This window comes from Paenibacillus sp. J22P59 (assembly GCF_059383895.1).
In genome coordinates, this window is the sequence record NZ_JBXENX010000004.1 from 186,692 (window position 1) to 207,778 (window position 21,087).

Sequence of the window (21,087 nt, forward strand, 5' to 3'; positions counted from 1 at the left end):
CAGGATTATATCCCGCACCCCCAATTAATCCTCAATAAATAGCTGCTGCTCCTCTTTTGTTGCCTCTGCATCATCTAACATAAGAACGTACCATCTTTGATATTGAGGAACATATTTCAATTCTTTAATTATAGGTATACCCCAGTCTTTTTTCTGGATCAGCGCTTCCATGAGCACCTCTTCCCCAGTACGCCGTGGATTCCCCTTCGTCTCAATCGCAATTTTGTTAATCCTTTCCGCAAGACCTTGTGCAGGATAGGACGCTGCTAGCTCATCCCCCTCAAAAAACACCTCTACCATTTGGCCCAAAGATAAGTTTTCAGATGTGTTTACCCACACTGCCTCGTAATGGTTATTGCCTGTTGAGCTTACGGAGACCACTAGAACTTTCCCGACGTCTTTTTTGACGACATAGCCAGACAAGCCGACATCTTGACTCACATTATCTTTACTTACGTTATCGTTACCGTTTCCGCATCCAGCAAGCATAATGGCGAGAACAACTAATACGATAATTCTCAAGCTCCTCCAACCCCCTTTAACCTTGTGAAATCCCTTCTCGGGATGCATCGGATTCCCCTCAGATTGGATGCAGATCTGCCTCCCGATGTACCAGACTCTCTCCTCCGGCTGTATCCAAATCCCTCTCTGAATGCATCATATTCTCCTTCCACTGCAACAGGTAAGTCCAATCTGCATTCTCATTAACAGTAGCAACTTGCCGTTCTGAAGAGTTGACTATAAAGAGATCGAATTGCCCCTTTTATTCGATGCATGTCGAGCTTAGACGTCTATACGCACCGATCAGCAATGTTCTTTTCAGCTTAAGCTTAACGGAACGCGGTTCCGTAATTTCTTCCTATTCAGCTCCACAGCATCAAATAGCGGAACACCGTTCCGCTATCGCGAGCAAACAGCGTCTAATATCTATATTTACGTAAAATAACGGACTGCAGGTTCGTTATTTGTAAGCTGGAGAGGAATTCAGAACAATTAACGGAACCCGGTTCCGCAATATTGAAAAATGATGATACAACAATCAAGACTATCTCCAGACAAATAATGTACGCCGCACCAGCACAACGCTGTAACATACAAAACAATGATCGTTACAACTCGAAGCGAAGTACAGTTAGTGCAGTACAGTTAGTGCAGTACAGTTAGTGCAGTACAGTTAGTGCAGTACAGTTTGTGCAGTAGAGTTAGTTCAGTTTGTGCAATAAAGTTAGTGCAGTACGTAAAGCACAGCAAAGCATACAGCTTATTGAAAGCTCAGCAGGGCAATCAGACCATCTGAGAACACCCTACTAGAAAACATTATATTCCATTTGAAGCGTTGCAGCATCTTTTGCACAAAAGCAAAAAATAACTGCCGAGAATCATCTCGACAGTTATCTTCCATGCTTATTTCTTCTTTTGGGCTGTGCCCTTGATGAGCTCGATGAGCTGGTTCAAGGTATCTGTGCCTTTTTCTTGACTCATATTGCGAATATATTGCTCTCGATGCTGATACAGCTCAGACACTCTATTTTGCAGTGTATCGGCTGTCATCTGCTCCTCATAGAGTACTTCACAGTAACCCGCTTCCTCGAACGAACGGGCATTCAGCAGCTGATCCCCCCGGCTCTGCTCCTTGGTAAGCGGAATAAGCAGCATCGGCTTGCGAAGATAAAGGAACTCGAAAATCGAGTTGGAGCCTGCTCGAGAAACGATAACATCCGCCATAGCGAGCAGATCAGGCAGCTCCTCATTCACATATTCAAATTGCTTATAGCGCTGTGATTCAAGGATAGGCTCAACCTGCCCTTTGCCGCACAAATGCACAATTTGGAATTGTTCTGTCAGCTTATGGAGCGCTTCCCTTATTGTTTGGTTAATTTTGCGTGCGCCAAGGCTGCCGCCCATAATGAGCAGAATTGGCTTGGTTGAGGAGTAAGCGCATAATGCTCTTCCGCGTGCGGCATTCCCCTGCTTTAATTGATCGCGGATGACCGCTCCGACATAATGAGCCTTGCCCGCAGGCAAATGCTTCTCGGTCTCGGGGAAGGTCGTGCACACACCTGAGACGAACGGAATCGCAATCCGATTCGCCAAGCCTGGTGTTAAATCCGACTCATGGATAAGGACAGGTACTTTGTTCAGCCATGCTCCAATTACAACAGGCACGGATACGAATCCTCCTTTGGAGAATAGAACATCGGGCTTCTGCTTCTTAATCAAGCGATAAGCCTGAAAAGCACCTTTCACCACCTTGAACGGGTCCTTTACATTTTGCCAATCCAAATATCTTCTAAGCTTGCCTGTTGCAATGCTATGATACTTTACATTAGCCAGCGGTGCGATCAGCTGCCGCTCAATGCCATTCTCCGAACCTATGTAATCAACGGACCAGCCCTCTTCCAAAAAATGAGGAATCAAAGCCAGATTCACAGTTACGTGCCCTGCCGATCCGCCGCCTGTAAACATGATTTTACGCATAGAAATCACTCCTTAATCCGTCACTCTCGCTAGCTACCCCGTCTATTGTATGCCAGCAAGGATGGGAATTGCCAGTATCAAAGGAAACTTTCCTTGAAGGCAGAGAATGACATGGAAAAAAGCGCCAAAATAGCGCTCTAATCACCTGCTATATGAGCTGGAAGTAACTGTATGAAGCAACCAGCTTAGCTTCCTTGCCTCTGCTTAATCTAGCTGTGAGTCAGTGTGTTCCTCGTCGTTCTCCACAAAGCGCTGCAGTGCGCTCAGCTTATTCTCCCAGAACCTTTCATAATAGGCGAGCCAGCGCTTTAGCTCTCGCAGCGGTTCAGGGTCGAGCCGATAGCGTGTCTCCCGCCCAACCTTGCGTTCCTTGACGAGTCCCGCTTCCGCAAGCACACGCAAATGCTTGGATACCGCTGTTCGGCTCATCGGATAATGTCCGCTTATCACATTCACCGGCATTTCCTGATCCACTAGCAGCTGAAGCAGGCTTCGTCTCGTGGGATCCGCTATCGCTTGGAACACGTCATACTTCGGCTCGGATTCCGATACGGCTTTACTGGGCATCGACATAAGTCCCGAGCGACTGCACCAGCTTGATCCAGCCCCCAGCCATTCTATCGCGAACAATGGAATGCTTCTCGCCAAATGCTGTTGCCTTATCTGCATCCCAGCCCCCATGAATAAGGGTGAATTCTGTCTTGCCCTCACCCAGCTCCTTCAATTCGAAGGTGATCGTCCAATCCTTGTCCCAATTGAAGGATAACCGGTAGGGAGGATCAAGCTCCGTTACCTTACATAAGGATTGCCCGAACGGTCCGGCTTCCAGATGGAACTCATAGCCAAGCTCCGGCTGAAAATTATTCGGCATAAACCACGCCGCAATACCATCTGATGTCGCCACGGCACTCCATACTTTCTGAATGGGCGCATTCAGCTCCAGCGTTTGACGAATATCAGGCAAAGTCTCTGCATGCTCGCTCATCTTCCCAACCCCCGAATCTGCCTTAGTCTTCACTTTATCCTTCAGACGGAAACGCAAGGCTGACCATGTCGCATCAATCGACACATTGCTGACGGGTCTGTATGCCGTAGTGTCCATGACGATGCCTGCCAGTACATCCCGGTTAATATCCGTTTTCACCTTCGAGCTCTGCTTCGGATACGTAATCCAGAATACCGCATCCTCCTTCAACAGCAGGATCGCCTGTCCAAGCTTCTCATTCAGCTCTGTCGTGCTGCTGACGAATAATTGGACGAAGTCGCTACCTCCCTCACTTTCGCTGCTTCCTTCAACACCCAGAATATACCCCTCTGGAGCATTGATAATCACGGCTTGGCCTTCTTTGTATCGCAATTTTTTCAACAGCTCATTATTCATCTATTCATTCCTCCGAGAGCTAGACATTCATTTTATGGCGCTCACTCATTATAGGAAACCATTTGGTTTCATGTCAATGCAACATTTTCCCACTCAGCTTGAATGATCCTATCTAATTATAAGCCTTCTCCTCCTACAGACCGATGCCATAGCCTGCTGGAGACGGTTCTAACCATGCCTGTATCTATCTTACAATGAGAAGCAGACTGATTACGAAATAAGATGGGGGAACTAATATGCCCGTATTGGAAGTCACGAATTTGAAGAAGTCATTCGGTCCTGTCAACGCTGTAGCAGATATCAGCTTCGCAGTAGAAGCTGGTGAAGTATTCACTATTATTGGCCCGAACGGTGCCGGCAAGACAACGACACTCGAGATGATCGAAGGGCTTGTAACGCCTGATGCTGGACATATTGCCTTCGGTGAGCTCAATTGGTCAAGCCATAACGCCCAGATTAAAGTATCTATTGGCGTGCAGCCGCAATCCAGTGCCCTGTTTGATCTGCTGACGGTGGAGGAGAACCTCGCTCTATTCGCTACCTTCTATCCCCGTACACGTCCTGTACAAGAAGTATTGGACATGATCAGCTTGAGCGATCAGCGCAACAAGCAAGTGCGAAAGCTGTCGGGCGGACAAAAGCAGCGGCTTGCTATCGGACTAGCGATGATTAATGATCCCTCGATTATTTTTCTGGATGAACCGACTACAGGCCTTGATCCACAAGCAAGGCGCAACGTCTGGGACATCATTCTCAGGCTGAAGGAACTAGGCAAGACCACCATACTTACAACCCATTACATGGAAGAAGCTGAGAAGCTCAGTGACCGTGTATGCATCGTCGATCAGGGGACAATCGTCACACTCGATACCCCGGCAGCTCTAATTGATAAGCTGACTAAGGAGCGTGAAGTCCGTCTCACTCTAATGGATGGAGAAGCTGCGGCAGCTACTATTGAGCAAATGGCCTGTCTCCAGCCTGCTGTCAGGAGAGTAGAGCGCGAAGGCGCCTCACTACAGCTCTGGACGACACATCCTGAGGATACGCTATATGAATTATTCGGCTTTACGAAGGATAGAGGCTATCGCTTAGAACAAATCTCCATTCGTGAGATGAGCCTCGAAGACGTCTTCATTGCCTTCACGGGCAAAGAATGGAGGGATTAACATGAATAATGCTAAGCAGCTCTCTGCAATGTTCTCCGCGCAGCTCAAAACGATGTTCCGCGACAAGCAAACGTGGTTTTGGAATATTTTCTTCCCTATTATTCTCATGGTTCTGTTTATGGTTATTTTCGGCGGCGGTTCAGGAAGCAGCTTTGCAGCCAAAATTGCCGTAGTTGACTCTCAGCCGAATACGACTTCGAGTATGCTGCTGGAGCAGTTGAAGCAAATCACTTCCCTTGAGTTCACAGAAGATATGCCAAATAGCAAGGAGGAAGGCATAGACTGGGTCAAGGCGGAAGATGTTGATGCCCTCCTTATATTGCCCGCCACCGCTGATTCCTCTTCTATCCAGCTAATCGTGAATACAGAGAAGGAATTTAATGCGACCACACAAGCTATATCCGGCCTATTGGACAAATTCATTCAACAGGCTAATCTGGCAGCCGCTGGAGCTGTACCCGTGTACAGCCTAACGCAGCAATCGGTGTCCTCTGGGGCTGCCGACCTCAATTATCAGGATTTTCTCTTAACCGGCATGATTGGGCTCTCTGTTGCACAGGGTGGACTGTTCGGCATGGTCGATCTGGTTGAAATGCGAAGGAAGGGATTAATGAAGCGTCTGCGCATGACTCCTGCGAGCATTGGCATGTTCGGATTAGCTGGCATGCTAGTAAGGCTTATGCTTGGCATTATTCAGATCGTGCTGCTATCGCTAATCGGCGTGCTTGGATTTGGTGCGAATCTGCATATCAATGTATTCAGTCTGGTCATTGCCTTCTTCGCTGGCGTGCTGGTGTTCAACGCCATGGGCTACTTATTCTCATCCTTCAGCAAATCCCTGGAGGCTTACATGGGCGTAGCCAATATTACGAGTATGCTGATGATGTTTCTAAGCGGTGTCTTCTTCCCGTTGGAATCACTCCCAGAGTGGCTGCAGCCTGTTACACAGATGCTGCCGTTAACCTATTTCGTAGACGGCATGCGCGATGGATTAATTTATGCCTCAGGCATTACATCCAGCAGCTTCTGGATCGGAATCGGGATCATGGTATTATGGGGCATTGCTTCCTTCCTAGTTGCTTCCCAAATCTATAAAGCAAAATCGATTGCCTCAACTAGATAAGCTCTACACGATGCTTAACTCAGTTATATAATCCGTCAGTGCAGGCAGGTGTGCTGCTAATTCTAAGTGAATGGATAGAGCATGCCTCCGACGCTGAACGAAGATTGTCCTGTCTCCTCCGATACAACAAGAACAACAGCATCACATTGTTCCGTTAGCCCAAGAGCTGCTCGGTGCCTTGTGCCTAGCTTCCGTTCCCCTGTCTCCATAACGGCAAGCGGCAGCACATTGCCAGCCGATACAATTTTGTCTGCGTGAACGAATACAGCCCCATCATGCAGCGGTCCTCCCGGAACAAAGATCGTCTCCAGCAGTGAGTGCGTAAGCTCAGCATCAAGACGAACCCCTTGTGTAATGTACGGAAGAATAGAGTCTTTCCGCTGGACAACCAACAGTGCCCCGTGCCTGCGTTTGGACAAATGCCGGATCGACATGGAGAGCTCTGAGTACTTATTCGTATAGGAAGAAAGAAAACATCTTAAATAATAAGCCGCTGCCAGCGACTCTGTCTCCATAAGCTTACTCTTTACTTCCTCGAAATCATTCAGCAAGCAGTAGCTATCCTCTTCTAACTTACTAGCCATCAACTCAATCCTCTGCATGATCCCCTTAATCTCAACCTTTAGCTCCTCCCGAAGAGGGGAAAAATCACAATTGTTCTGCTCCATCACTTCGCCGCCTTACCTTCATTATTCGCTTAGTAGGTTGCCCCATTATTTCTCATCTAGCCCTCCTCTCCCTTAAAAAAAGACGCGACCGCTCTCCCTCGAAAAGGAAAGCATCGCGTCCATCTTTTTTATTGATTACTTTACAAAATAAGCAGCTATCTTCGCAATTTCTGCTCGGGTGATCGTAGCCTTCGGACGCAAGGTGCCATCCTCGTAGCCTTCAATTATACCAGCTTGGACTAGCGCCGCGGCTGCCTCTTGTGCCCAGCCAGCAATCTGGCTGCCATCCGTAAAGGTTGGCTTCTGGTCTGATGGAGCTTCTGGCAGCTGTCCCTTCATTGCCCGGTACAACATAACGAACGCCTCTTCCCTTGTCATGTGCTGATTCGGCTTGAAGGTTCCATCCGTGAAGCCATTCACGATGCCGGCCTTCATTAGCTCACTTACGTATTCCTTATACCAAGCGTTATCCCCAATATCGGTGAAGGAAGGCGCTATGCCAGCCGTAGGCTTCAATCCCAGCAAGCGATAAATAACCGCCACATACTCTGCTCTGCTCATCCGATTATTCGGCTTGAACTCTCCGTTTGGATATCCTGTAATAATCTTGTTGTCAGCTAGCTTTGCGATATAGGTCTCGGCCCAATGGGATTTCGTATCTTTGAACGAAGGCTTCTCTTCCGTGCCTCCGCCATTTCCACCATTCCCGTTGCCGCCAGTACCGCCGTTTCCACCAGTACCTCCGTTTCCGCCATTGCCGCCCGTTCCGCCGCCATTGCCTCCGTTGCCTCCGCCAGATGGGATATCTCCTGTTGCAAAGCCCCAAATATCCGACAGCGTGGAACCGCTATTCGCATCTTCAGCAATAACATACCATTGGTAATATTGGTCAGCGGACAATCCATTCCATACAGCTGTTGCAACACTTCCACTGGCTACGTTAGCAGCTTGACCGATCGTTTGATCGGTGTACACTTTCACAGCGAAGTAATCTGTTGCGACCCGCTTTTCCATTTGAGTTAAATCGACGTCCATATCAAATTCATCTTTGCCTGGCTCTTTGATTGGATCGTAATAGTTGTAATCATCCAGATAAGGAGAATAAGTCTTCATATGCACCTTATTGTTCTGTAAGTCGAATTGCATTAATCGGATATAGCCTAATCCGCCTTGCTCAGCACCTTGATAGTCGGCCAGCATCTGATAGACCTTGCGATCAGGCTTGCCGTCTCCATCATCGTCAATCTCGTCGACCAATGTCTCTGCATCATGATAATGCCCAGACAGCGTCGCAAATACGTTTTTGTTTGGCACAACAACCTTCTCATAAATTTTGTCTGCGATTGGAGCACGGTTATTCGATACGAGCATGTACTCGTGAAAAGCCAGAATCGCCTTTCGGTCAGGGTGATCCTGCACAACCTGATTTATCCAATCGATCTGCTCATCTCCGATGTTCCAGCCCATATATACGATGATAAAATCAACACCGCCTGCGGAAATCAGGTCATAGTGACCTCTATTGTTCTGATAAGAGCCTCCATAGGTCGGCTGGTTTTTGAAGCGGTCCTCGCCATAGTGCTTCCAATAGTAGGAATAGTCTCCTGTCTGATGGGACACATCATGATTGCCTGCAAGCACGCCGTAAGGAATCTTGGAATCATCCAGCACCTTCATGCTTTTATTGGCGTTCTGCCATTGATAATCCTGATCGGCATCATCAACGATATCTCCAGTATGAATCACATACTTAATGTTCATCGCATCCTGCTGCTCGACAATCCACTCTACATTTTTCTGATAAATTTCCGGATAGCTCTCAGAATAATATTGCGTATCGGACATCCAGATAAAGGAGAAATCATAAGGGTCCTGCTTCACTGGCAATTCGTCCTGTACCATGACCTGAATAATACCGTTATCATTGTAAAGGCCAGCGTTGACAGTAGACCCAAGATTGAAGTCTTCCACTCCCGCTACTTTGTAATCGAGCAGCATCCAGCGGTTTTCCTTCGGACTCCAAGCGTATAAGCTAACCTTGCGCCCCTCCAACGATTTGCCCTGCCACTGAATATCGACACGGTCCGTTGCTTTAACACTCTTGTCCAGCTTGATCTCGAAGCGATGATACGGGAAGCGATCCACCGAATCACTCACGAGATAATCGCCATCTACGCTGCTGATTTTGCTGTAATCGGAGGAATCCATCGCTTGATCGCCTTCCGGAACGATTTGCTTAGGAGGCTCAATCTCCGATGCGCCTTTAAAGGCAACAAACCCGCTCTTGGCAGCTGCATCGTAATTGAAGCCCTTCATGAACAGTAATTTCATCACGTCGCCTGTCGGATCAGACGCCTTGACTGACAGATTAACGCTGCTGCCAGCCATAGTCGAGCCTTGAAGCGGCGCTACCAATTGCGGCTTATCCGGGTTCTCATTCGGCACTTGGAAGCGAATGGTCTTCTCCGACTGATTGCCAGCTTTGTCCGTCGCTTGAATGAAGAGCTCATGCTCACCTGCAGCAAGCTTGCCTGATGCTGTCGCATACGGCAATTCGATAGGGGCCCCATCAAGCTTCGCGTTCACCGATGCCACACCAGCCAGCTTATCTGTTACATCTGCTTCCAGCTTGAATGCACCGCGATAGATTTGCCCATCTTCCACACTAGCTTGAATAGAAGGAGGAGTATTATCCACGGTCACCTTCGCTGATACCTCGCTGGCGCCATGCTTCACAGCTATCGTATGAACACCATCCTCGACAGCCTTCGTATTCCAGTCGCTTGCTTTCGCATGCATTTTATCCGCTGTTATCGGGAATTTGAATTCTACGAATCTTGGCTTGCTTGCCGAAGAATCACCGATCTTAATGTCCTTGTTCCGATCAGCGTAGGCCGGATCATAGATCGTTGTGCCATCGCTCAACACGAGACGAACATTCCTTACCTGAAAATCATCCCGGTTCTCCTCAGGGCGATCATCGAATGGTCCCGTCTTCGTACCTGCCCGAATAGCAATGCCATTCTCGCCTTCCTTGAGTCGTGCGCTATCAATCGGATAGCTCAGCGTCTCATAGCTATTGATTGGGTCCATGAACGTATATAGAATCTCTTCTCCAATCGTAACCGCATTCTTGAAATAATAGTTCACCTCTGCTGCCTCGAAGGCAAAGGATGCGTCCTGCTCCAGCGCGCGGTACGTATGGTCAGCAGGAGTACCGTCCACCATTAGCTCCAGAGCATCCGCTCCCGCATTCTCCGCCGTACCCTTCAGCACGTATGTTCCAGAGACAAGATCGCCATTCTTCACGTTCAGACGCAGAGGAGAACGATCTGGGCCTCCTGTCACAGCCACACGCTTCACAGGGGACTTAATCGTATGCGCTCCATCCGATGCTTCAAAATAATATTCAATATACGACTTCGCAATTAAGTTAGGAGCTGCCACCGTGTAATGGTACATCGTATCGTTGTAATCCTGGTATAAATAATGCTTGGTGTAGCCATCATCCAGATTAGACTTGAAATAGACGGCAACCGATTGGATTCCTTGATCATCCTTTGCATCTACAATCAGCTCAAGATTATCTGACTGTGCAATCTCAACCGTTCCCGTTACATCCGTTACAGTTGGAGGGATCATATCCTCCTTCACCTCTATTGGCTGCAGAGGAACTTGATCCGGCTCTATGCTACCTGGGGACGGGGCTTTTGCTCCCACGCTGTATTTAATTGAAGTTGTCGTACCATTAACAGGATATTTATAATAAATGCCCTTGTTCTCTGCTGTCTCGCCTGCAATCGAGCCATCATAATAGGCCGACGCTATTTCCCTATGTGTATTCGTTCCAATGACGACGCCTCTGCGGCTCCCATTCGCCATGCCGTCACTGTACATTTTTACGATGTCTTTATTCTCTACCAGCGCCGTGCCGAATGCAGCATTGAAGTCCGCAACGGTCCGATCTGTATTCTCGCTATTAATGATCCAGAATACGATAGAGCCCTGTGCCGGGATGCGGATATCCTCCTGATCCGTCGGCCAGATTACATCCGCATCCGTACCAGAATCCGGATATCGGTAGAAGATTTTATAATTGCTGAAATTCACTTCCGCCGTCGTATTGTTATAGACCTCTATAAATTCATACCCATCTGATTTCCCCACATTCGAGCTATTCGGCAGCAGCTCTGTCACGAGCAGGGGCGGAACATTCGCCGGATCGAAGCTAGGCAATCCATCCACTGCAACCGTATAGGTTGAAGTCGTTACCGTATTCGCCTGATCCTTCACTTGAATATAGTAGTTCAGCTCTGGCTCTACCATCGCCGCTTTGGAGATGATTCCTTGATAATCAGTCATTCCAGCGCCAGCACTCATGCTCGCTGCTGTGAAAAATTGCTGAGAAGCCGATTTATAAAAAACCGTAGCAACGACCGGGTCATTCCCGCCGTTCTGGCTCTCTTCGTTCGTGATGGAGGCGGCAATAGCCAGATCACTTAATACGCTTGCTGAAGCAGCCGGGCTGTGATTAATGACTGGCGCTGCGTTAGTTACGGGAGGCGTCACCTGCTCGGGCAGCACACTGCCAGGGGTAGCGGGCTGCGTTCCCACTCCATCCATCATTAGCATTTCTACTGCTCCGGCTGGAGCGATTTTGTAGAAAATCCCTTTGTTCTCCTGCGTCTGATCATCATTCTGATAGCTCGCCTGAGAGATAATCGTCCCGCTGCTGTCTTTAATCGCTAGAGACCGCGGGCCTCCATTCGCCATCCCTCCGCTTACTGCAAAGCGGAATAGATCTGTATTTTCAACCAGGCTTGTCCCATAATTGGTGTTAAATTTATCTGCGATTAAGTCATTATTCGGTCCGTTCATGACCCATAATACAATGGCTTTGCCCGCAGGAATTCGAATATCCCCTGCCGATGATATCGGCCATGGTGTATATACTTTATTGTTCAAGTAGTAAATGCCATAGTCTTTGAAATCAATCTCGGATGCCGTGTTGTTATACACCTCAACAAATTCATAGGCATCTGAGCCCCCCACATTAGCGCTGTCTGGCACAAGCTCAGTAATAAGCAGGCTTGGATAAGGACTCGCTGCTACTGCAACAGGGACTGCCGTAGGAACTAATCCTAACAGCAAGCTGCTGATCAACAGCCATGCAATCATCTGTTTTTTTCTTCTTTTCATCGTGTACACCTCTTCTGTTAGCTCTAGTTAAGTAACAAGATAGAAGTCTATACCCTTAGTATGCGCGTTCCATTAACTCGACGTGAAGATATTGTAAATCCGCGTTTTTGAGACCCTTATTGCAAAAACAGACGGTCCAGGCTTTCTCGGGAATCCGTCCATCAGTCATATACCTAACTCATAATCTCTACAGTCCCTCAATAGGTGACGATGAACTAACCCATTCAACAAACAGTTACTCTATCGACGAATCATCCACTCCGAGCGGCAATTCCCTCACTATTCAGTGAGGCTATCCTCACATATTCAGCCTGCTTTCCCCACACTACATGCATTCAATGAGGCTAGACTCATATCTCAGGAGGCTTGCCTCCCGAGGTATGAGCTTTACCTCACACATACTAGCTTTCCTCACCATTTGCAGTAATTATAGGCGGCCATCCTCACACTTATATGAGTTAGCCTCATAGCAGCTCCCCTGCCTTGTCTCATATCCCTCAAGTCCCTCAATAGCTGACGATATGCTTACCCACTCAATAGCTGGAAATGAACTCCCCATTCAACAAACAGTTACTCTAGGAAACGAATCATCCGCTCCGAGCGGCACTTCCCTCACTATTCAGTGAGGCTATTCTCACACATTCGGCCTGCTTTCCCTACTCTACATGCATTCAATGAGGCTAGACTCATATCTCAGGAGGCTTGCCTCCCCTAAACAACAAATAACTGGTGAACCCCTTAACAAACAAAAATAACCTTCGAAACCACTATGAAAGTGGAAACGAAGGTTATAGCTTTACCAAAAATTAAAGCAGAGACCAAAATTTCGACAATAGTTTCTATACCTCCAGGGACCTTCCCTTACCGAATCCCATCCCTAATCTACATTCTATAAGCGGTGAATATGGAATTCGAATACGAGTTCTTGGTCCGCTTGGATCAAGTATTCCTTGTGCACAGGCGCTCCCCAGCTATCATCTCCTCCTACACCCATTTGTCTGCCTGCCACGGTTACCACGGTATAGTGGACGCTCGGCAGCTCATAATGATGGTAGGCACTCTCCAGCTCGAATGCGGTGTACGGAGAAATATTGCACTCCACCGGCTGAGAAGCGGGAGCTGTAATTTGGATGCCGTGACCGTTGTCATTCGTGATGCCGACACGGCGCACGCCCGTACGGTTGCCGGATTCCTGTGGGACAACATAGCCCGATACATTATCGGCTGCCTTGTTGCTGAATGCACCAAGCCTTGCACCGAAGGCACGATCAATATAGTTTTCTTCCGGACCCATCGCATACCAGTCCAAATGATGATAATCAGCCGGCACCTTGAATGACAAGGCGAAGATAGGCAGCTTCGGAAGTCCTGCCGTTCCGGAATAGTGAGATTTCACCTTAATGCTTCCGTCTCCATATACCGTATAGGCAACTACGACCTTCACATCAGCACTAATGCTTAGATTATAAGTGAAAGCGACTGTGACATGACCTTCAGCTTCTGTCAATTCAACAGCGATGCATTTGCGAGTGAGGCTAGCCGCGAACCAGCCCGCGGAATCAAAGCCCAGCGCAAAGCCTTTATCATTGTCCGTCGTTGCCCGCCAGAACAGCGGTGCTGGTGGAATCGCGATCATCTCACGTCCTGCATAATTGACAGAGGTCAAGCTTCCTGCCTGCTTCGAGAACATAATACTATAATCGAGGCCGTGAACCCCGATGTTCACGTCGCCTTCTACAACTCGGAACTGACCTTTCGGCAATACAGGAACCTCAGCATCAAGCAAGAAAATATGCTGTCCAAAAAACATTTCATAACCAGCATCCGCCCATAGCGTGCTCTCCTTCAATGTAAGCGAGACATCCAGCTGATATTCACCAGGCTTTGCCTCCGACCAATCAGGCAAATGCAATGAAATATAAGCCTCTGTCTGTGCCGGAACATCAATATCCAGCTTGCCGTGCTGCACCTCTTCGCCGTTAAGCTTCAAGCTATAGATCAGATCATAAGCATCCGTTCCTTCGAACAGGTTCTCATTCGTGATCTTCACTCCTTGGCGATCAGGAACCAGCTTCACATTCTGATACAAGAATTTCACTTCCTGCATCTTCGGTGATTCCTTGCGGTCTGCGAACACGATACCGTTCGTACAGAAATTATAGTCGGTCGCTCTGTCATCGAAGTCGCCGCCGAAGGCGAGGAAAGATTCACCGTAGCGATTTTTCTTCTCGATAACCTGATCGATATAATCCCAGATGAAGCCGCCTTGATACATCGGGTACTTGTTCTCAAGCTCCGTATATTTATGCATCCCGCCGACCGAATTGCCCATCGCATGCATATATTCACAGCTAATGTATGGCTTCTGTGGATTGTCATTCAAATATTGCTCAATATCAGCCGGCTTCGCGTACATCCGGCTCTCCATATCGCTCGTATCATTATAATCGCGGTCATAGAATACCCCTTCATAATGAACAAGACGGCTAGGGTCTGTATCCCGGAAGTAGTTCGACACATTAAGCAGCACTTGGCCCGCATAAGATTCATTGCCGACTGACCAGATTAGAATTGAAGGATGATTCTTATCCCGCTCAACCATCGAGATTGCCCGATCCATAATAATAGGCTCCCACTCCGGCTTGTTCCGGGGAACATTCCAGGACGGCTCGACAGCGCCCATCTTCTGCCAAGAGCCATGCGACTCCAGATTCATCTCATCTATAACATACACGCCATATTCATCACATAGCTCATACCATAGCGACTGGTTCGGATAATGGGAGGTACGAACCGCATTCAGATTGTTGCGCTTGAGCGCCTTAATATCCCACAGCATATCTTCCTTCGTAATCGCCCGGCCTCTATGCGCATTGAATTCATGCCGGTTCACACCTTTGAACACAATCCGCTTGCCATTAAGATGCATAATTTTATCAATCATTTCGAATTTGCGGAAGCCTGCCCTCTGCGGAATCACCTCTACTAGCTTACCTGCTGTATCGTACACACTAATATACAGCATGTACAAATATGGCTTCTCGGCGCTCCAAGCTTGAACTTCCCCTGCATTCATAGAAAGAACGGCTTCCTCCCCAATAGGCGCAGTCAGGGTCGTGGAAGCAACCAGCTTACCAGCCGCATCCTTCAGTTCGCCTACGATTCTGCCGGCTTGCTCACCTTGCAGCTTCAAGCGCGCGTTAAGCGTGCCTTTTGTATAAGAAGAATCCAGATCGGCATTCACGAACAAATCCCGCACATGAATATCTGGAACCGTATAGAGGTACACATCCCGGAATATTCCGGAGAACCGCCAGAAATCCTGATCCTCCAGCCAGCTTCCCGTACTGCGTTGATATACCTCAACGGCGAGCTTGTTCTCGCCAGCTTGCAGGTACTTCGTCAGCTCAAATTCGGAGGGCGTGAAGCTATCCTCGCTATATCCAACAAATTGACCGTTCAACCACACATAAAAGGCCGACTCCACGCCTTGGAAAGAAAGATAGACCGGCTTGCCTGTCCACTCCTCAGGTACCGTCACAACCTTCACATAGCTTCCGACCGGATTATGCTGCTCAGGAATTGCGGGAGGACGAATATCGTCATGCCCATCCCATGGGTACATCGTATTCACATACTGCGGTTTGCCGTAGCCCTGCAGCTGAATATGCCCTGGCACTTGAATATTGTCCCAGCCGCTGCACTCATAATCAAGCTCATAAAAGCGCTCAGCGCGAGCCTTCGGATTAACGGCATAGCTGAACTTCCAAGTGCCGTTCAAGTCATGGCGAAGCGCCATTGGCTTCTTCTCCTCAGCGTCCTTCATCGTCTCATAATAAGGATGATCCGAGTGTGCCAGCACTCGGTTAACCGCAAATACGCTTACGTCAGTCAACCAGGTCAAGGTTGGTGTTATAGCTTTCATTGTGATCTCTCCCTTGTTGTTAGCCATCATGCAATGTACTTCCCCGAATATATCGAAACGGCCATAGTCCCCAGTCTTTATTCCTCTGTCCTTCGTCCTTACTCTTACTTCACAGACCCTGTCATTCCCGCGACGAAATGCTTCTGCATGAGGAAGAATACGAGCGCGGTCGGTATCGTCGAGATAACGATAGCCGTCATAATAATGCCGTAATCAGGCGAATAGCTGGAGCCCAGATTCGAGATTAGCAGCGGTATTGTCTTTTTCTCCGGCGATTGCAGCACGATGAGCGGCCACAAATAATTGTTCCAGCTCGACATGAATGTAATGATGCCGGCTGCCGCATAGGTCGTCTTCATTGTCGGCATATAGATGCGGAAGAACAGCCCCAGCTCAGTTAGCCCATCGATCCGTCCCGCTTCAAGCAGATCCTTCGGAAACATCTTCGTACTCTGACGGAAGAAGAAGATCAGGAAGGCTGTCGTGAAGGTTGGCAGAACAACGGATACCAGCGTATCAATCCCGATGGCCGGCATTGTACGCGAAATACCTGCGAACATTTGATACAACGGCACCATCAACGCCGCGAATGGAATCATCATGGACAACAGCAATATGTTGAAGACGATATCCTTTGTTTTGCTTCGGAACACTTCAAAGCCATAGCCTGCAAGCGAAGCGATCAGCATCGCCAGTATCGTTGTCGTTACCGAGATTTTCGCCGAGTTCCATAGTGCCCCGCCAAGATCAACAGTGTTGATCAGATTATTGAAGTTATCTATAAGATGGCTGCCGGGAAGCAATCTTCCCTTCGTCACATCGACTGATTTGTTCGTGGCGCTGATGATCATCCATAAGAAAGGAAAGATCGATACCAGCGATACCAAACTTAAGAAAAGGTAAATGAATATGCGTTTTAATTTGGCCATTACTTATCACCTGCCGCTTTGAACTGGAGGATCGACAATATAATAATCATAATCACGATGGAATACGATACGGTTGCCGCATAGCCGAAGTCCGGTGTGTATTTGAATGAAAGATTGTAGATGTATTGTGAGATGGACATCGTCGCATTGCCCGGTCCACCCTTCGTAATGTTGACGATCTCATCGAACAATTGAAGCGTTCCGATCGTCGACGTAATCGAGGTGAACAGAATGATTGGCTTAAGCAAAGGAACTGTAATGCCGAAAAACTGTCGAACTGGAGAAGCGCCATCAATTCTCGCCGCTTCATAGATGGAATTATCAATATTTTGAAGGGCGGACAGATAGAAAATCATATTGTAGCCTGTCCAGCGCCATGTGATTGCAATAATAATGGTAACCTTGGCCCAGAAAGGATCGGTGATCCATTCGATAGGAGCATTAATCAGGTGAATCTTAGTCAGCATTTGATTGATTAGACCGTCCGTTGCGAACAAATATTTAAAGATAACGGAATAGGCGACAAGCGAGGTAACGCAAGGCAAGAAGATTGCCGTACGGAAAAAGCCTTTGAATTTCAGCTTGCTGTCATTAAGCAATACGGATATGAACAGCGCCAGAATAATCATGACGGGTACTTGAACGATTAAGAAAATAAAAGTGTTTTTAACTGCCGTCAAAAACGTGGGGTCCTGCAATAAACGCTTGTAGTTATCAAGACCTGTAAATGATAAATTCACGCCTGTCCCTGTCTTAAAAGAAAGAATCAAGGCTTGAATCATTGGATAGAAATAAAAGGTTCCAATCATGATGACTGCAAGTGCGATGAATAACCAGCCAATCATGCTCTCTTTGGAGCGAATGTTAATACCAGGCTTTGCTGCTTTCACGTCAGCCGAACCCCTTTCTTGACGGAAATACAACCTTGGGTATAGCCCAAGGTTGTATGCTTTCCGCGATCTTTTGAGCGATTATTTAACTTGAGTTTCTGCTTGGGATTGTGCGTCTGCAAGTACTTTATCCAGCGCTTTGCCGCCCATGAAATTCTGCATTTCTACGACGAGGATATCCTCAATAGCGTACGTATGCATACCATAGTTCACACTAGGAATTTTCTCTGTCATTGCAGCGAAGTCAGCAATAATTTTTTGTCCGCCGAAATACTCATCGGCTTGCTCGTAAGCTGAGCCTGTTGCTGCTGCTTTCAGCGTACCGATAACGCCTACTTCAGTAACCATCTTCTGATACAGCTCAACATCAGAACCCAAAGTTTGTGCCAAGAATTCTGCTGCCGCTTCCTTGCCATCAATGTTCATGACATACCACGAGCTGCCGCCAAGGTTCGAGGCATTAACCGCTTTGTCGCTACCTGGAAGAGTTGGGAATGGCACGACTGCCCATTTGCCGGATTGTGAAGCTTCCGCTTTGATCGAAGGTGTAATCCAGTTGCCTGTTGGAACAGAAGCCACATCACCGCTGTTGAAGCCAGCTACGAATTGGCTCCAGTCGGAAGTGATTTTCACGATATCTGCATCCATAATCTTTTTGTAGGTCTCGAACGCCAGCTTCAACGTCTCATTGCCTGCCAGATTTGGCGTTTTGCCATCCTCTTTGAGGTACCATGAGCCGGAGGATTGAATCATCATTCGAATCAGACCAAGGTCATTAGGGTCCTGTGTAAGCAGGTTTTTACCTGTTTTTTCTTTTACCTTCTTGCCTACCTCAATAATTTTGTCCCAATCTACGTTCGTTATATCAGCTGTTGTATAGCCTGCTTGCTCAAGGTAATCCGTACGGATATACAAGCCAGTAACGCCGGAATCGAATGGCACGCCATATTGCTTGCCGTCTACGCTAGTAGGACCGATTTTGTAATCGGCAAAATCAGAGGCTTTGATCGAGCTGCTCATGTCATAGAAAGCATCTGGATAAGCCTGCAAGAAGCTTTGAGCACGATAGTCTTCGATAAGTACGATATTAGGCAAGCCCTTGGTTGTGCCGGAGTTCAAGCCAGTGTTCAGCTTTTGAACGATATCCGCTTGGGCATTCTCAACGATATTCACATTTACATCTGGTTTTTTGGCTGCATAAGCATCCTTTGCAAGCTCTAGAGCTGCAATGTTGAAGGCAGGGTCCCAAGCCCAAACTGTAAGTTCTTGCTTGCCGTCAGCAGGCTTTTCAGAAGCTGCTCCGTTATTTGCATTGTTGGAGCACGCGGATAGCAATACGATGCTCGCGATTAGAACAGTAAGTAATTTTTTCAATTCCTTCCAACCCCTTTTCTTGATTTCAGCCTTGTTTGAAAGCGTTTGCCGGCTAACAAAATTATTATAACAACAGGTCAAAATAACTCGTTAGCAATATATTTGCTTCGATTAGTCATTTTATTGTTTCCTGTATTTGTATCCTTATCCCAGTAGGAATCATCTTGTTTTTTGGTATTATTTTTAGGTTTATTTGAGAATAGGCAAGCGAATTCGCACACGAGTTCCTTCTCCTGGAGCACTCGTCAGGGTTACACCATAATTTTCACCGTATAAAAGTGCGATTCGATCATTCACATTTCGTACGCCTATTCCTGAGAATAGCTTGCGAGAGCGATTCGTTCGAGGCAAGGCAGCTTTGCCATTATCAGAGGCAAGCTCCATGCCTGAGCCGTTATCGACAACCTCGCAGATCAAGGAGCCGGATTCCTTGGATACCATCACATAGATGTATCCCTCGTTCGTCTCATTGAAGGCATGGAAAAAGGCATTCTCCAGAAACGGCTGAATAATCAGCTTGGGCAGATGGTACGCCATACAATCGGGGGCGATGAAATAATTGACTTTAATCTGCTCCCCATAGCGAACGTGATTAATAAATACATAATTTTTTAGATTATCGAGCTCCTGCTCCACTGTAATCGTCTCGCTTACGTTGCTGACCGTATTCTGGAGTAAGGATATAAGCGCATGGATCGTCTCAGCTGCCCTTTCTTTATTTCCCTGCTGTACGAGAATTTTAATAGACGCAAGCGTGTTATATAGAAAATGCGGATTAATCTGCATTTGCAAGGCTGCAAGCTCCGCGTTGCGCTGCTCCTTCTGCGTCTGGACCAGTTTTTTCACATAATCATTCAGCTCATCCAGCATGTAATTGTAGGCCTGGCCCAGCTCCCTCACTTCATAGCCGCCTGACACCGTAATATAGTTGTCAAAGTTTTTTTGCGTGACTCTGGACATTTGACGGACAAGCAGGGTCAAGGATCTCGTCATCCGCCTTGTAATAAGAAAGACAAGAAGAAGAGCGACCAAGACGATCCCCCCGCAGATCAGCGCAATTGCCCGGGCATCGACCAGTTGGCTCCGTGCAACCTGCTTGTCGATCAAATTGATCAGATAGAAGTCATAGGTGGGCAAATGCTCGGCGAGCAAAATATAATCCTTGCCCATCGCCGTAACATCCTTGTAGTCCTTCCCTTCTTGCTTAAGCTCGCTTGCATAGCCGAGAAGCTCATGGCCGTCTTGACCGATCAACTCCCCTAGGTTGCTCGATATAATACGGCCTGCGTTATCTACGATGACGATATCATTGCCCTCGCTCGTGAAGTTTGTATACAATCGCTTGAATTCCTGCTCGCGAATCGGAATATACAATGCGCCATAAATATTACCGTTCACACGATCCATTAATGCTTTGGAAGCAACAATAACCGATTCGCCAAGAGACGAATCGGTTGCATGATACATAAGCCGCTTAGGCTCATCCAGTGTATGAGCTGTAATGGTATGCTTGCGAAGCGCCTCCGTCGTGATCGGCCAATAGGCACTGTCTGTAGAAAAGCTTCGTCCATTGCTCCCTATAACGGTAATGCCGACATCATAGGAGCTCAGATTGGAACGGATCTCCTTCATTTGCTGGCTGGCCCGAAAAACCTGGGTGGAGGTTGTAACCGAATCCGAATCCGCTCTCGTCAGGAAGCCCTTAATCGTCCCGCTCTGGAGCACACTATTGGATGCTCTCACCACAGCATAATTGAAGGATTCGAAATTCTCCTGCATTTGGTTAATCACTTTGCCGTTCGTTATGCTGAAGGTTTCCATGAACAGCTGCTCCGACAGGCGTATCGTCACCCATGACGTTAGCAGCGATACAGAAATGATGCTGACGACCATAACAATGAATATTTTGAAAAACAAGCCGTTGACCTTGAACCCATCCCGTAATGTGCGCATA

The 21,087-nt window shown here is 47.6% G+C and carries 13 protein-coding genes; 2 read left to right on the forward strand and 11 right to left on the reverse strand.

Annotation, left to right across the window (positions count from 1 at the left end; all coding sequences use genetic code 11):
• Window positions 1-24: 24 nt before the first annotated feature.
• The 4 genes from AC50YO_RS08315 to AC50YO_RS08330 all read right to left on the reverse strand — a co-directional run bounded on the left by AC50YO_RS08315 (window position 25) and on the right by AC50YO_RS08330 (window position 3,463).
• On the reverse strand, window positions 25-522 hold the full coding sequence (locus AC50YO_RS08315; RefSeq protein ID WP_494845840.1) for a DUF3221 domain-containing protein: 498 nt from the start codon (window positions 520-522) through the stop codon (window positions 25-27).
• An 882-nt stretch (window positions 523-1,404) separates the two neighbouring features.
• Entirely contained in the window at window positions 1,405-2,478 is a 1,074-nt protein-coding gene (murG, locus tag AC50YO_RS08320) for an undecaprenyldiphospho-muramoylpentapeptide beta-N-acetylglucosaminyltransferase (protein WP_494845842.1), read from the reverse strand.
• Between the two features lie 204 nt (window positions 2,479-2,682).
• Entirely contained in the window at window positions 2,683-3,051 is a 369-nt protein-coding gene (locus AC50YO_RS08325) for an ArsR/SmtB family transcription factor (protein WP_494845844.1), read from the reverse strand.
• Window positions 3,035-3,463, reverse strand: a complete 429-nt coding sequence (locus tag AC50YO_RS08330; protein ID WP_494846428.1) for an SRPBCC family protein — start codon at window positions 3,461-3,463, stop codon at window positions 3,035-3,037. Before AC50YO_RS08330 ends, AC50YO_RS08325 begins: the two co-directional genes overlap by 17 nt.
• A gap of 632 nt (window positions 3,464-4,095) precedes the next feature.
• Between AC50YO_RS08330 and AC50YO_RS08335 the strand changes: the two genes are divergently transcribed.
• Together AC50YO_RS08335 and AC50YO_RS08340 are read left to right on the forward strand one after the other, a co-directional pair.
• A complete protein-coding gene (locus tag AC50YO_RS08335; RefSeq protein ID WP_494845848.1) occupies window positions 4,096-5,025 on the forward strand; it encodes an ABC transporter ATP-binding protein in 930 nt (309 codons plus the stop codon).
• Window position 5,026: 1 nt separating this feature from the next.
• A complete protein-coding gene (locus AC50YO_RS08340) occupies window positions 5,027-6,148 on the forward strand; it encodes an ABC transporter permease (RefSeq protein WP_494845850.1) in 1,122 nt (373 codons plus the stop codon).
• A 62-nt stretch (window positions 6,149-6,210) separates the two neighbouring features.
• Here AC50YO_RS08340 and cdaS read toward each other — a convergent pair whose 3' ends face one another.
• The 7 genes from cdaS to AC50YO_RS08375 form a co-directional block, all read right to left on the reverse strand.
• A complete protein-coding gene (cdaS, locus tag AC50YO_RS08345) occupies window positions 6,211-6,816 on the reverse strand; it encodes a sporulation-specific diadenylate cyclase CdaS (RefSeq protein WP_494845856.1) in 606 nt (201 codons plus the stop codon).
• Between the two features lie 135 nt (window positions 6,817-6,951).
• Complete coding sequence (locus AC50YO_RS08350) at window positions 6,952-12,015, reverse strand: S-layer homology domain-containing protein (protein ID WP_494845862.1); 5,064 nt, start codon at window positions 12,013-12,015, stop codon at window positions 6,952-6,954.
• A gap of 889 nt (window positions 12,016-12,904) precedes the next feature.
• On the reverse strand, window positions 12,905-15,940 hold the full coding sequence (gene lacZ, locus AC50YO_RS08355; RefSeq protein ID WP_494845868.1) for a beta-galactosidase, LacZ type: 3,036 nt from the start codon (window positions 15,938-15,940) through the stop codon (window positions 12,905-12,907).
• 104 nt (window positions 15,941-16,044) lie between these two features.
• A complete protein-coding gene (locus AC50YO_RS08360; RefSeq protein ID WP_494845873.1) occupies window positions 16,045-16,869 on the reverse strand; it encodes a carbohydrate ABC transporter permease in 825 nt (274 codons plus the stop codon).
• Window positions 16,869-17,714 carry a carbohydrate ABC transporter permease gene (locus AC50YO_RS08365; RefSeq protein ID WP_494846430.1) on the reverse strand — a complete coding sequence of 282 codons (846 nt, stop codon included), beginning with the start codon at window positions 17,712-17,714 and terminating at the stop codon, window positions 16,869-16,871. The genes AC50YO_RS08360 and AC50YO_RS08365 overlap by 1 nt, the downstream gene beginning before the upstream one ends.
• Before the next feature lie 126 nt (window positions 17,715-17,840).
• Entirely contained in the window at window positions 17,841-19,133 is a 1,293-nt protein-coding gene (locus tag AC50YO_RS08370; protein WP_494845875.1) for an ABC transporter substrate-binding protein, read from the reverse strand.
• Window positions 19,134-19,322: 189 nt separating this feature from the next.
• Complete coding sequence (locus AC50YO_RS08375; protein WP_494845879.1) at window positions 19,323-21,086, reverse strand: cache domain-containing sensor histidine kinase; 1,764 nt, start codon at window positions 21,084-21,086, stop codon at window positions 19,323-19,325.
• Between the last annotated feature and the right edge of the window lies 1 nt (window position 21,087).